Source organism: Halorussus salilacus (genome assembly GCF_024138125.1).
Classification (GTDB): domain Archaea; phylum Halobacteriota; class Halobacteria; order Halobacteriales; family Haladaptataceae; genus Halorussus; species Halorussus salilacus.
Window position 1 is genome coordinate 403950 of sequence record NZ_CP099993.1, and the last position, 13131, is coordinate 417080.

At 58.5% G+C, this 13131-nt stretch carries 10 protein-coding genes; 4 read left to right on the plus strand and 6 right to left on the minus strand.

Annotated elements, in window-relative coordinates; genetic code table 11:
- Nucleotides 1–21: 21 nt before the first annotated feature.
- Genes NGM10_RS02040 through NGM10_RS02055 form a run of 4 tightly spaced genes read right to left on the minus strand, consistent with a single transcriptional unit; the run spans nucleotide 22 to nucleotide 2546 of the window.
- A complete protein-coding gene (locus NGM10_RS02040) occupies nucleotides 22–1521 on the minus strand; it encodes a HesA/MoeB/ThiF family protein (protein ID WP_253481277.1) in 1500 nt (499 codons plus the stop codon).
- Nucleotides 1514–1933, minus strand: coding sequence for a hypothetical protein (locus tag NGM10_RS02045; RefSeq protein ID WP_253481279.1), 420 nt, complete (start codon nucleotides 1931–1933; stop codon nucleotides 1514–1516). Before NGM10_RS02045 ends, NGM10_RS02040 begins: the two co-directional genes overlap by 8 nt.
- Complete coding sequence (locus tag NGM10_RS02050; protein WP_253481281.1) at nucleotides 1930–2313, minus strand: hypothetical protein; 384 nt, start codon at nucleotides 2311–2313, stop codon at nucleotides 1930–1932. Before NGM10_RS02050 ends, NGM10_RS02045 begins: the two co-directional genes overlap by 4 nt.
- Nucleotides 2310–2546, minus strand: coding sequence for a hypothetical protein (locus tag NGM10_RS02055; protein WP_253481283.1), 237 nt, complete (start codon nucleotides 2544–2546; stop codon nucleotides 2310–2312). Before NGM10_RS02055 ends, NGM10_RS02050 begins: the two co-directional genes overlap by 4 nt.
- 447 nt (nucleotides 2547–2993) lie before the next feature.
- Between NGM10_RS02055 and NGM10_RS02060 the strand changes: the two genes are divergently transcribed.
- Nucleotides 2994–3581 carry a hypothetical protein gene (locus tag NGM10_RS02060; RefSeq protein WP_253481284.1) on the plus strand — a complete coding sequence of 196 codons (588 nt, stop codon included), beginning with the start codon at nucleotides 2994–2996 and terminating at the stop codon, nucleotides 3579–3581.
- A complete protein-coding gene (locus NGM10_RS02065; protein ID WP_253481286.1) occupies nucleotides 3578–5104 on the plus strand; it encodes a hypothetical protein in 1527 nt (508 codons plus the stop codon). Before NGM10_RS02060 ends, NGM10_RS02065 begins: the two co-directional genes overlap by 4 nt.
- Nucleotides 5105–6095: 991 nt before the next feature.
- Here NGM10_RS02065 and NGM10_RS02070 read toward each other — a convergent pair.
- Nucleotides 6096–8087, minus strand: coding sequence for a helicase HerA domain-containing protein (locus NGM10_RS02070; RefSeq protein WP_253481288.1), 1992 nt, complete (start codon nucleotides 8085–8087; stop codon nucleotides 6096–6098).
- 21 nt (nucleotides 8088–8108) lie between these two features.
- A complete protein-coding gene (locus tag NGM10_RS02075) occupies nucleotides 8109–8714 on the minus strand; it encodes a DUF8102 family protein (protein ID WP_253481290.1) in 606 nt (201 codons plus the stop codon).
- 95 nt (nucleotides 8715–8809) lie between these two features.
- Here NGM10_RS02075 and NGM10_RS02080 point away from each other — a divergent pair, with 95 nt between their 5' ends.
- Entirely contained in the window at nucleotides 8810–10018 is a 1209-nt protein-coding gene (locus NGM10_RS02080) for a tyrosine-type recombinase/integrase (RefSeq protein WP_253481292.1), read from the plus strand.
- 221 nt (nucleotides 10019–10239) lie between these two features.
- Nucleotides 10240–12981, plus strand: a complete 2742-nt coding sequence (locus NGM10_RS02085; protein WP_253481295.1) for a tetratricopeptide repeat protein — start codon at nucleotides 10240–10242, stop codon at nucleotides 12979–12981.
- Nucleotides 12982–13131 lie beyond the last annotated feature (150 nt).

A 13131-nucleotide genomic window follows, 5' to 3' on the forward strand; every position in this document is an offset into this window, starting at 1 on the left:
TACCGGCGATGTCGCCAGGAGTCATGGCCGCACCTGCTGGCTTATCCGGGTGAGCCACTGTACGAGGCGCTGACCTGGACGACGGGTCCCGGCCACTGGAGTCCCGCCATCGGTCGCCGTATCACCTCCGGAGATGGCCAGGTCGAGATCGCTGTCGGCCGGGTCACCCAGGTCACGGTCCGCGGCAGGGTCCCGGTCGCCCTGGCCCAGCAAGCCCTCCTCGCCGCAGGTCGGACAGCTCGAATCCCGGTGCGTCACCAGTTCCTGCAACTGCGTGTCCAGTTCCTCGTACCGCACCATGTCCGGCGGCGATGCGTACCCGGCCGCGAGCCGGGCGAAGACGGCCGCCGCCTGGCTTGCAATCGTACCGTTGAGCGTGACGACCGCGGGGTCCGGTGCCAGCGCCGACTCCTCGATGTAGCCCTCCGCGACCTCGGCATCCAGTTGAGCGGTCGAGAGCTGTTCACGCCGAGCCCGCTCGGGATCCGCCCGGTCGAGACACGCATAACACGCGCTTGCACCGGGCGCGACCAGTTGGACGATCCCCTCGATGGCGGTAACCTGCTCCTCGTCGGCGGTCCGGATAACGGTGCCCGCATCGATGTAGTACCGCAGGTGCCGGACACAGTACTGGTTCAGGACCGACCGGGTCGAGACCTGATCGACGGTGCCGACCACCACGTCACAGTCCGTCAAGGCGTCTGTCGCGTCCTCAACGGGGTCGGGCACCGTCTCCACCGTCAAATCCAACCCGGTGTCGTGAAGCTGTTGGGCCAGGACGGTCACTTTCTGCCGCCCCACGTCCCAGACCGTTGCCCCGGTCAACCGGTTGAGGTTCGACCGTTCAACCGTGTCCGGGTCGATGAGAACCAGGTGCTGGACCCCGAGCCGCGCCAACTGTTTCGTGAGGCTGAAGCCGAGCCCACCGGTCCCGACCACGGCCACGGTCGTGGCCGCGAGCCGTTGCTGGCCCGGCTCAGTCAACAGCCGGAGCGACCGATCGTGGAGGTCGGCATCGATCGCCGCCGTGTCGGTCGCCGTCGCCACCGGCGGGTCAAGCCGCCAGTTCCCCACCACGTCGACTGGGACCGGATGAAACTGTTCGGCCGCCGCCTCGAACACGGTGGTCTCGACCTCCCGGCGGCCCACCACGCTGAACCCGAAATCGGTCTCTGGATACAGGCCGTGCAACCAGTTCGTGTACCGATTGATTGCCGTGATGTCCTGCCCGGAGAACCCCGCCGTGTCGCTGAACGGATGGGAATGCATGAGCAACGGGCGGTAGCCGTGACGCACACAGGTCCCGAGCTGGTCCCGTTCAAAGGCCGGGGCCGGCCGACAGGCCGTCCGGCGCTGGGTCCGCATCGCCTCGTCCGGCACCGCCACGATATCTGCCACCACCCAGCGGTCCCCCGACCGTGTGCAGAACCCGTACGCACACCGTTCCTGGGCATCCTCCTGGAGCAGGTGCTCGCGGAGCGTCTGCATCTGCCCGGCCGACACGACGAGTCGGTCAGGCATCCGACGCCTCCCTGCCGGGTGCGTCCGCGGTCAGCAGATCGGCTAGCATGACGTCGGTCTCCTGCCGCAAACTCGACCGGGCCGGATCCCAGTCGGTCGGCCAGTAGATGATCGGGTCCCCTAACTGCCCGCGGGCCAACCAGTGGCCGGACGACAGGATGTGCCGCGGGACACGCCCGTTCAGCCGGAGCTCCCCGGGCAACACCCATTTCGGCGGATTCCGTGGGTGATGCTCCGAGAGCTCGATCCGGATATCGATGGTCCGTGGCTCCCATCCCTCCGGCAGTTCGACGGCGTCCAAGACGATGGTCTGCTCGTCGGCCGCGGGCCGTACGTCGTACTCGCGCTGCAGGGCGCGGTGCTCGCGGTGCAACAACGCCCGGAGCACCCGGTGCATCCGGCGGTCGGTCATCGGTCCTCGGGCTCCTGCCCGATCCGGAATTTGGCCGGGTCGCTCAGCGATTCCATCATCTGCCGGGTCGTCGAGACCAGGGTGTGCCGCCGGGGTTCCCACCCGAACCGGACACACCACCGGTCCCAGCCATCGAACCGACTGGGTTTCTTGCGCGTGATGTCCTGCTCACCCTGGTAGGCCATCTGCGCCGGGACGTGGACCGCCGGTGCCGACGCCGGATAATCCGGCGGCAGCTCGTACCGCAAGGTGCTGACCTGTGGTGTCCAGTCCGACGGATACGTGAACCGGACCAGGTCAACAAGCCGGTCCGACCGGCGACGGACCGTGTACGCCTCGGTGAGCGCGGCCAGCTCCTTGTGCAGGCGGTGGTCGTTCATTGCCCGGCCGCTCCCCCGAAGTAGGTGTCCTTCGGCATGAACGCGACCCGGGCGTCCTCCGGGACGTGTTTGATCTCGTCGCGGTCACTCAGCGTCACGATACTCCCATCCTCGTCCGCATAGGTCGCCAGGTCGTTCTCGGCCGCGCCCACCTGCGCCTTCACTTCCGCGATGGTGGTGTCCTCATCCAGTTCGTAGGTCTCGCCGTCCGCCTCGATGTGTGTTTGCCCCATTGCTGGTTCTCCCCCCGATTGGGTTTCGTTCCCCGCCACAGGAACATCGTCAGGGCCCTGTGCACTCCCCTCGGTGCTGGCTGGGCCGACCCCACGGTCACCGCGGTCCGGAATCCCTTCGTCCACCAGCGGTGATTCCGAAACCACAGAGACTGGATCTCTGCGGTCGGTCAGCGACCGATTCTACCACCAGTAGTGCCCGGGAAGCTCGACCGGTGCCGTGAACGCCGTTGAGGCGTACGGGTTCTCCGTGTCCCACTCCCCCCACCCGGTCGTCGGGTACGGATCTTGCTCCCGTGGGCTGTGTGTGCCTGTCATAGGCAACTTGAGGCTACACCGGGCTAGGTCATAAACCTATGGTTAACTAATACTCTTTGTTAACACTAATAGAACGTATATTTTCACCCTTTATTACGATGGAAGCCGTAGAGAGACCGACCGAGACTTATGGAGCCGGATCAGACGGAACCACTCGATTGGCTTGCCACAGTTATCAGCGGATGCGCGAACCTGCCCCGGTTAGCACTGCTACTTGGCTTCTCGCAGGGCTACACAGCACAGGAAGTCACAGATATACTCGAGATCTCGCGGCCCGGCGTCCAAAAGAACATCGAGCGGATGATCGAAGCCGACCTCGTCTATCGACCCGCAGCCGATGATGCACCAACATACGCATTAACCCCGATTGGGGAATTCTTTGCCAGCTTTATCGATGACCACGGACCCGTCCTCCTGACCGCCCTCACCATCCTGCGCGACTCTGAGGCGACCATCCAGCAACAACTGGAGGACAGCCCCGTCGCCGACGGAATGAGCCAGACAGAGCAAGACCGATTGGTCCACACCCGGAAATGGCAGGAAACAAACAACCAAATCCACGACCTACTTGAACGACACACCCACGACCGTCCCGGTGCGGCCGAGAGCTCGATAGACCGGGCCTTCGCGACCCGCTCCCCTTTCTCCCGTGAGGAATTCGGTGACATCCTCGATGAAGTCAAGGAGGACGACGTGGACGAGACGAACGAGGAATGACCGTGGAACACGCTCGGGCGTTCACACCCGACACCGATGTTGCACGCCTAAACCCAAGCCAAAGTACCCTCTCCATCACGCCATCCGCCTATACGGGCACAGGCGCCGTCTCCTTCCCCCTGTACGGGTTGGTCGAGGAGATCATACACGGCAGTGAGGCGATGAACGGCCACATCCGAACGATGCACCTCCTCGAACGAGACAACCAACACGCACTCACCAATCTCATCGACGGCCGCACCGACGTCGCCACCGCGAAGGAACGGATCATACAGAACGAACTGGCGTGCACCCGACTCTACAACGAGTGTGCCGCGTTCGTCGAGACCCTCGACCAGTACGCACTCCAAGCGCGTTCCCACAAGATTGCCGCCATGGATACAACCGGTCTCCGGACCCAAATCCAACGTCTCCAAAACACCTTCTCCATTCCTACAGAGGGCCAACTTTACGCCCACCCCGACCAGTTCCGAGATGAATTTGCGTATCTCGGCATCGATGCGACCGGAGACACGATGAACGATGGCGTGCCTGACCTGGCCGCCGAAGAGCCGACCATACTCCAACGGTTCAGCGCCGCTCTCACCGAACAGGCAGTCATCCGCCGAGAGACCCATACGACCGAGCTCTATACGAAACTGGAGCAACTGGAAAACCGATTTGGCTCGTCGCTCATCGCCCGCCTGGCCGGATTCTTGGCACTGAACATCCCCATTATCGATCTCGAGGAAGACCCGGCAACCCGCACCGAGACCGTGACGGCAATTGATATCACGGCCCGATTCGAGGCGATTTACACCGCCATGATGAACACGACGGACCCCCCGCCAGCCATTCCCGAAGTCCCTGACCGCACCAGGAACGCCGACACGAAGCAATCCGTTTTGCCGGACACAGATAAAGTCACCCTACGACAGTGGCTCACCGACATCATCACCGCGGCGGACATCGACGCAACACCCTACCGGCGTGCTGACCCCCCGCTCCCCCTGCTTGACCTCCCGCTCAGCCAGACCCCCTCCTATTCCACCATTCTGGCCAGCATTCAACAAAGCGACACACTGGCGGCCTGCCCCTCCCTCGTCGAGGACTTGCTGATTGATGCCTATCTTGCATTCGGCTCCCACGGATGTGTCATCCTCTGCACCCCCGAGATGACCCCCATCGGCTACCTGCCGAACGCCTACCTCGCTCAAGCAGAACTGGATTCGGGAAATTACTGGTTCGAACTCTTCGAGTTTCTTGCGGCCAGCGGCACCGTCGCCCAACTCATCCACCTGAATGAAACGAACACCTCAGCAACCGAGTTACACTGTCCGTTCTGTCGTGTGGTCCATACCCCCTCTGACAGCAACTGCGCCTGGGACGCCCTCCTCGGCCCAATCGGAAAGACCCTCGCCCGCCCTCATCTTTGGACTGGATACCGGACCCACACTGCTCCGTACGTCGACGACTTCGTGAGCACCACCGTCCCTGGCGAAGCCCAGTTAGCTTCCGAACGCACCCGCCTCAACCACCCATAAACCGACACCTGCAAAAGCTCCGACACAGTAATCATCGCCTGGTCACATTTTCAGTCCATTCCCGCACCGCAACCGGTGATACTCCCCTCACCCGCGTTGCCCCCAGGTCCGCCTCGCGCACACACGACCCGGCACGCCGCCAGTCCTCATCCAGATTTGTCCGAGCTACCGCCCAGCAGTCCACTACGCTCCCGAGGTCTTCCTACGGGCAATATCCACCCGGCGTTGCCCCCTAGGTCCCGTTCGACTTCGAACAATAGACCGCCTCCCGGGTATCCAGCCCCCACCCCGTGGTCCAGACAGAACAGCCCTTCCGTACCTCAACCAGGGTTCTCCACGCACACAGAACCGCCCCTCGCGTGCTGTACTCCCCCATCCTCCGAGCACCATCCGCGGCCCTCACCGATTGACCAAACGCCCGGGGAACGGTGAAGGCCGCCAACACCCCAGCTGCCCGGCCGCCATCTCCCACCACACCCCGGACACACGCGCATTCCGTGGAACTGCACGACCCCCTTGACGCCACCGTCGTGTGGCCTTCCCCCTTCCATCGGTTCACGCACCTCGTGCCGTGAACGCATCGCCGTCCCCGTCCCCTCAGCGTGACCGGCCCACCAGCCGCGTCACCCCCGTTCCTAGCGATCGACCCCACACGGGCCCGATCGCCCACCCTCCTCTTCTCCCCTCCTTTCCGCTTTCTCTCCCCTTCCCTCTCCTTCCCTCCTCCTTCTCTTTCCCTTCCTCTTTTTCCACCCCCTTCCTTATTCGGGATGGCAGAAATCACGAGCAGGCGTTAGAGCACCTCTCGGCGATGCTGATCGCGTAGATCTCGAAAATAAATGCTGAGAAGGAAAATAACGCACGTACTCATTTCGAGCGCATCGATTCGCCGCTCTCGGCTTTTGTTCCGTAGCTGAATAGCTACGATGAGAACGAGTTGATTTTCAGCCGTGAAAATCAATCATCGCCACTCCACGGCTGCGGAAGTCACCTAGACGAAGGCCGAAATTGGTTTGAACACGACCCGGTCCGGCACGTGGCCAAACCGTTCCTGGACCGCTGATTGAATCCGGTCCCTGACAGCGTCCTCGATGGTGACGACCTGCACCGTATCCACCCCGGCGTCCAAACACTTCTCAATATTCGTGACTTCATGTTCGGGACTGCACGCGACCTCGATGGCAATCGTCTCATCCGCCCGCTCCGCATAGACGTCGATCCGCTGGGACCCGACCGCAAACTCAAGCTCTGCCGCGAACCCGTGAGCCGCATAATACTCCTTGACCTGGTGTTGCCAGTACCGGTGGACGATGCCCCGGCGACCGGTCTCCGGCACGTCGTAGCCCCGCTCGTCGAGGACGTCCCGGCCCACAGGGGTCAGTTCCAACAGTGTCGGGTTGCGGCCCGGCCGGCCCGTGGGTACCGTGACTTCTCGCACCAAGCCGAGTGTCACCAACTCGGATTTCGCCGCCGTCCCGTTCTTCGAGCCGACCCCGATTGCCTCGTACCGCTTCGATATCGAGAGGAACGGCATCTCGGTCACGCTAGCGAGCAACGCTTCTGCGATCTCCCCGACCGGTGTGGTCTCGTCCGCCGTCTCCGCCTCACTTGTGATCCCGAGGTACTCGTTGAACCGGTCCGGCCGGACGCGGTCCTGAACGGGCAAGGCCTCGAGTTCCGGTGCCATCCGGGCTCGAATCTCCGCCTCGGTCATCGCCTTGTCCAACTCGTAGTCCGGCAACCGGATCGGGACCGGTTCCCGGTCGGCCAATTTGAACAGGCCTTCCCCCTTCTGCATGGTCCGGGTGAACTCCGTCTCCTCCGGGTCCAACCCGAAGGTCTGGGCCATCTCCTGGATGTCGGTGCCACTGCCCAGGGTCAACCAGAGTTTCGCGGTCGTGTTCGCTTTCAGGCTGTCCGAGAGTTTGGATGGTTCGTGGTCTGCAACGACCAATCCCTCTCCGAACTCGCGGATCTTCCCGACGAGGTCGTCGATCGGTGGATACCCCGAGGCCGGTTGGCGGCTCCGGTTCACATCGAAGACGCGCTTGGCCTCATCGAACATGATGAGATGGCGCAATTTTTGGCGCTGACCCATCGCATCCCGGTAGTAGAAGATCCAGGTCAGGAGGGCCTCGACGACGAAGTTGGTCACGTACTGGTTCGGCTCTTTCAACTCTAAGACCACGTTCCGGTCGAGCAACGCGTCGATGGGATACCCCTGGCTGCAATCGAAGATGGCGCCGGAGAACCCGGTCATCATGGACAGCCGACTGTGGACCCGTTCCTTGTACTTGAACCGGGGCGAGGCCGGCCGAATCTCATCAGCCGCCACCAGGTCCCGCAACTCAAACAGTGACGGATACTGGTCGGTTGCGGCGGTGTCGTACAACTCGTAAATCCGCCGGAGCTGGTCGAGGAAGTAGCTTTCCGACCCGATCAGCAGGTCGGTTGCATGCGCGAACGTGTCCGCGAGGATTTCGCCCCACTTGCCGGGTTGAACGTCCGGCGGTGGCTGTAAAGGGTTGAACTTGAAATCCCGCCAGTTGACCACGAGCAGGTCCTGGTGCTGGACGAGGTGCCGATAATCGTTCTTGAAGTCGAAGACCAGGAACGGGACGTCATGACCCACGGCCGTCGCCATCAGGTTGTAGAAAAATGTCGTCTTCCCAGCCCCGGTCATGCCGACAAGCAACAGGTGCTCGTTGACCTGGTCGCGGGTCAACCCGATTCGTCGCCCGTCCGGATCCGTTCCGATGCCAACCGGCCCGTCCACCACCTCGTACGGATAGAACACGTCTTTGGTCACAGCCCGGGCGGCCTGCTGTTCGTAGAGCTCCCGGAGGTCCGCATACGTCTCGGCATCCATCGACGCGATCGTCAGCAACTTCGCCATCCGGTCCTCGGATTCGCCGACCCGTTCCATCAAGGCCTGTAACTGTTCGACCTCGTGGGGCCGCGGCCGCTCACCGGACTCACTCATCGGAGGCTCATGCTCCTCCGGCTAGTCACCGCCACCATCGGAGGTGTCCTCACCGTCAGGCGGCTGCCGCCCGGCCCGTTGTTCGCGGACCTGTTCATGGGCCTGTTCGAGAGTATCGAAGGTGACGTCGCCGGAGGCCAGGACGGTCTCGGCGATCCACCGTGCTTCCTCCGGGGTCAACTGGTCCGTCCGCTCGCCGGACATCTTCTCGCGGATGACCGCGGGGTCGATGGGTGCGGTCGCCTCCACGTCGATACTGGCCCGTACGTGCCGGTCGAAATGCTGGTGTTCAGCCCGCTGGATACCTTCCTTGGCCAGATACTGGAATGGTGGATGGAAGTCGATCGTCGCGCGGTAGAAGAACCCGAGCGTATCCTCGATGGCGGTCCGCAGCGGTGCTGCATCATCGGCCCGGGGATCGAACACCTGGGCGAGGTCCCGTGCTTCCATATGATCGAACAGGAGCGCGAAATCGAAGAGGGCGTGGCGCACCCGGGTCCGGATGGTCGCCCGGATATCGCGTTCGGTCTGTGACCGCGATTCGATCTCCGCTTCCCCAAGGAGGTAGTGGCGTTCTCGTTCATTGAGAATCCCGCGTGGCCGTGACGGATCGGTAGCCTTGTCCATCGGTTATCTCCCCATGGTGTAGGTCAGCACCTCTATGCTTAAGCGTATCGGCATGTTAGCACACCCCGTGGACAGACGACGTCCATTCACTAGGTATGACGCGACACACGGATTCACCGAAGCCATCACAGACGGTCCAGCCCACGGCAAGGAGAACGGCGGACGGATGGCCGCTCGAGTACGACATCGAAGATGAATTCAGTGTTGTCCCGGACCCGGCACTCGAGTACCTCAATGAACGCCAAGCCGACGAGTATCATAGCTACCGGCTCCGGTTATTGACGTGGTTAGTCACGGCGGGGAAATCGCCAGCCGACAATGAGGGCCTCGCGCTCCGGACGGCAAAGAACTACGCCAGTCGCATGGATCAGTTCTATCGATGGCTCTGGGAGTACCATGGCTATACCACACGAGTTCCACACGAGCGTGCCGACCAGTATGTGACGAGCCTTGCCCGAGACACCCTCTGCCAGACTACTGGCACCCCGTACAGTGAGTCCTCGAAACGGAAACTCGTCAATGCCGTCTCCAAACTGGCTGAGTGGCGCCACCTCGAATTTGGGGATGACCGTTGGGAGCCGGACAGAACGTTTAGCGAGACCGCTGCTAACCACGCGGACGTGTTCACCACCGCGGAACGGCACCGCCTCCGCGAGGGCGTCCTTGAGTTTGAGACCATCCCGGCATACAACAATCTCTCGCCGCCCGAGCGTGATCGGTGGAAGGCCTATCTGGCTCAACGGCTTGGCAAGCCCAAAGCCGAGGTCTCCCCTCAAGACTGGACGGTACAGAACACCAGTTGGAAATTCCCTTCCTTGATTCGGACCGCACTTGATGCCGGACTCCGCCCGTGTGAAGTTGAACGGGCAGAGACGGATTGGGTGCGCGCCGAGAAAGAAACACTGTATATTCCGAAGGAGGATGCCTCGAAGAATCGGGAGAACTGGGAGGTCGCCTTACGGCCCGATACGGTAATGGCCCTCCAGAAGTGGCTCGAACAACGCACGAACCAGACGAAGTATGACGGCCGGAAAGCACTCTGGCTCAACCGACAGGCAAACCCATACACGTCCAACACGTTGAATCACTGGCTCCGGAAACTGTGTGACGACGTCGGCATCGACCGCGCGAACCGGAACCTTACATGGTACAGTATCCGGCACAGCGTTGGAACGCTAATGGTGAGCAACGGCACCCTCGCGGAGGCCCGTGACCAACTCCGCCACAAATCTACGGAATCAACCATGCAGTACGTCCATACGACACCTGACGACCGGCGAAAGACACTCGAAAAAATGGGCTGACAATCCTTGAAATTCTTAAGCGAGAATCCGTTTTTGGACTCGTGCTGGATACCTGCTCTACATCTACCACTCAGTGACAATCAGTCCTGAGTGCGTTAGAGGCTTAACTCAACAACAATCACCTACCAAATCCCTGAATAACACAGCAGTGGGTTCTCGGGCATACTTCGGTATATCACGAAGTATTTGCTTCTGTAGTATTGAAATTCAATTAACCAACTATGAGCGATCCAAGCACTACTATAGGCGGAAAACTACTGGCCAGCGGCATTGCGAAAGGTACTAATACGGCCAACCGTAGGATTGCCAATCGACTCTTTTCCTCGGATTATAAATCAGAGTTCGCCACTGCGACAACCGCGTTTGACGAGAAATTCCGAACTAAGTTCGATCTATACCTCAAAGAATTACGAGAGACCGGACAACTCGATGAGGAAGTCGAAACGGATTGGGAGAAACTCTCCAGTCGCTACTCAGTCGACCAGCTTGATTCGCCAGAAGAAGCAGCACGAGATTTTGTTGATATTCTTCTTAACTTGAATAGGATTGATGTTTCAGAGCATAGTGAGCTTCGGGACATCATTCACCATGAGGCACTCATTGCATTTCAAGAAGGCTATGATGCGTTCCTTGCAGAACTGAAACCTGAACCAGCCCAGGTCGCCATTTTTGATGGACAACAGACCGTCAAACAAGTAGTGGAAGAGATTAAGGAGGATGTTGAGAAGAAACTAAAAACCTTACAGAAGCCGACTCGCGCAACGAGATTCGAGATTGGCGACGCGGCGAAGGCTGCGGATCAAGTACTCCAGCAAAGCTTTGCTGAGTGCATAGAATATGTCTCTCGCGGGGAGTTTGATGATTTCTCTGGTAACACCCAGTGTGTCATTTTTGGGCCGGAGCAATCTGGGAAAACTCGATGTCTGGCGTGGCTTACTCAGAACGCCTCAACACTATACGACGTAGACGAGATAATCGTCATCGGCAGGGATTATACCCACCAGACAGATTATCCAGCGGTCCGGGAATTAATTCAGGGAGATAATGTTCTGGTGGTCTGGGATGACATTACGACTACACCGGGCAGATCATCAGTTGACCTGTTCAGCCATACTGTCAACAAACTCTATAATGATGTTCCCGGTACATGCCATGTCATCTGTAGCAGCGAATCAGGCCAAGGGTTGGAGTACAAAGTAAATGAAATATTGTCTAGCAGTGGGGAGGACACATGTATCGTGACCCTCAGTATGCCCACATCTTCTCAGTTGCGACAACTGATAGATAGTGTGGCCGACTACTACGACGTTGTCGTCGCAGAGGCTGACCGGGACACTGTCGAGAAGGAGATTCGGAGCCGGACGCCACTTCCAGGAGCAGTCGTTGAGCTTGTCGAGACAATTAGTACTGATACCGACCTGCTAACTGCGGACGCTATCAAGGACCTACCAGGAGTATCCGAAGTCTGGAAATATCGCTATCGGGATTTGGATACGGTGGACAAGAGTCTGCTCATCGCTTCAAAGTTGTGCCACGACTTCGGACTACATCAACGGCGAGATTTTCTAAAGAGAATTTTTATCGACGTATTCGATAATCGACCGCTGGAATTTGCTGATAGCTTGGATAGAATAGCAAAGGATGGTTGGATCCAACCGATTGTACCTAACCGCCCGGACAGCAGGCTTCAAAATACGGAATATATCTATATCCCAGCTCAGCGGCTGGATGCCATCGCAGGAGCAGTTGATGATTACTACTACCCGTTGAGCAATTGGGTCCAAAACAATTGTACGACAGTTAGCGAAATTCTGTCATCTAAAACAGCTGCTGATTTGAACTATAATCTAGCTCTCCGGCTCATGGAAATTGACGCTGAATCAGAACGAATTGTTTACCATCTTGAGAAATCAATCAACTCTGGCATTGATGATCCAGATTATCACATCGCATATGGGGTTTACCTCGGGAAAATTCAGGAAGATGCTGAGGAAATCAAAACCCAATTTCAGCAGGCCTATAACTGCGCTCCAGGGAATTCACGAGCACGGTTCTACTCAGCTCTAGGGTATTTGCTTGATTTGGAATTTAAGCGTGCAGCGGAACAGCTTACAAGCGCTGTGCAAATTGATCAAGATTGCTTCCATCTCCAACATTTATTACAAAATAGCGGCTTCTCTGATTTTATCCAGAGTACTCTTCCTCTTTTCGAGAAACAACGTGACCACACAGCACTCATTGCATTAGCCGTGTATGCGTATTTGGAGCAGGACAAATTGGAGCCTGCTCGGGAACTATCTATAGATGCAGCAAGCACTGCAGAAACTGGCGCTGAATATCTCATTGCCGCACGGGCACTGGATGCTACCCTTAGCCGCCAAGATGAGGATCAGGATTCAGACCTTATTCGGCGCATCACTAATTGTTACCATTTCGCACTTGCAGAGCTCGCGTCGCCTACTCTCCAGTCCGAGTTCGGAGCGTTCTGTCTGCGTGTTGAAGCGTACAAACAGGCGGTAACCGAACTTCAAGAAGCTCTCGAGGGCGGCGATAAGCGCGCAGAAACATGGAGTCGGTTTGCTACCGCTCTCACCTACTCTGACATCGATACGACTGACAGTGAGAACTGGCGTGAGAATCCGGAAATCGGTTTCCAGATGGCAGTAGATAAACAGCCACAACAGCCCGAATATAGATACTCTTATATCGATTACCTCAAACTACACGGTCGGTTTAATGATGCCGTCCAGCAATTCGAGTGGATTGAAAAATTAGAGGAGATGGAGCCGAAAGCGCAGATAATGTACGCTGAGACACTGTACAAAGCAGGAGCTATCGAGGAAGCATTGAAAATTTGTGAGGAGTTCCGGTACAGCGATACGTATTCAGCAGAGGTTCAGATGCTGACCAGCCAGTTACGGCACAATATTAAACTAAAGCATGGCCCCGGTTGGGGAATGTAGGCAATGAGAACTACTCCTAACTCAGACGAGTGATCATAGACGAAGTGTTCATCAAACTTCTTCAATTTACTGGTGGATAGACGGATGAGTATTCTATCCAAAATGCGACTGACCACCATAATATAAATCCGCACTTGTCGCTTGCTAAAT

What these genes read in the sequence shown, in the direction of transcription:
- NGM10_RS02040 (WP_253481277.1), bottom strand. Translation starts at nt 1,521, where the DNA reads ATGCCTGACCGACTCGTCGTGTCGGCCGGGCAGATGCAGACGCTCCGC.
- NGM10_RS02045 (WP_253481279.1), bottom strand. Translation starts at nt 1,933, where the DNA reads ATGACCGACCGCCGGATGCACCGGGTGCTCCGGGCGTTGTTGCACCGC.
- NGM10_RS02050 (WP_253481281.1), bottom strand. Translation starts at nt 2,313, where the DNA reads ATGAACGACCACCGCCTGCACAAGGAGCTGGCCGCGCTCACCGAGGCG.
- NGM10_RS02055 (WP_253481283.1), bottom strand. Translation starts at nt 2,546, where the DNA reads ATGGGGCAAACACACATCGAGGCGGACGGCGAGACCTACGAACTGGAT.
- NGM10_RS02060 (WP_253481284.1), top strand. Translation starts at nt 2,994, where the DNA reads ATGGAGCCGGATCAGACGGAACCACTCGATTGGCTTGCCACAGTTATC.
- NGM10_RS02065 (WP_253481286.1), top strand. Translation starts at nt 3,578, where the DNA reads ATGACCGTGGAACACGCTCGGGCGTTCACACCCGACACCGATGTTGCA.
- NGM10_RS02070 (WP_253481288.1), bottom strand. Translation starts at nt 8,087, where the DNA reads ATGAGTGAGTCCGGTGAGCGGCCGCGGCCCCACGAGGTCGAACAGTTA.
- NGM10_RS02075 (WP_253481290.1), bottom strand. Translation starts at nt 8,714, where the DNA reads ATGGACAAGGCTACCGATCCGTCACGGCCACGCGGGATTCTCAATGAA.
- NGM10_RS02080 (WP_253481292.1), top strand. Translation starts at nt 8,810, where the DNA reads ATGACGCGACACACGGATTCACCGAAGCCATCACAGACGGTCCAGCCC.
- NGM10_RS02085 (WP_253481295.1), top strand. Translation starts at nt 10,240, where the DNA reads ATGAGCGATCCAAGCACTACTATAGGCGGAAAACTACTGGCCAGCGGC.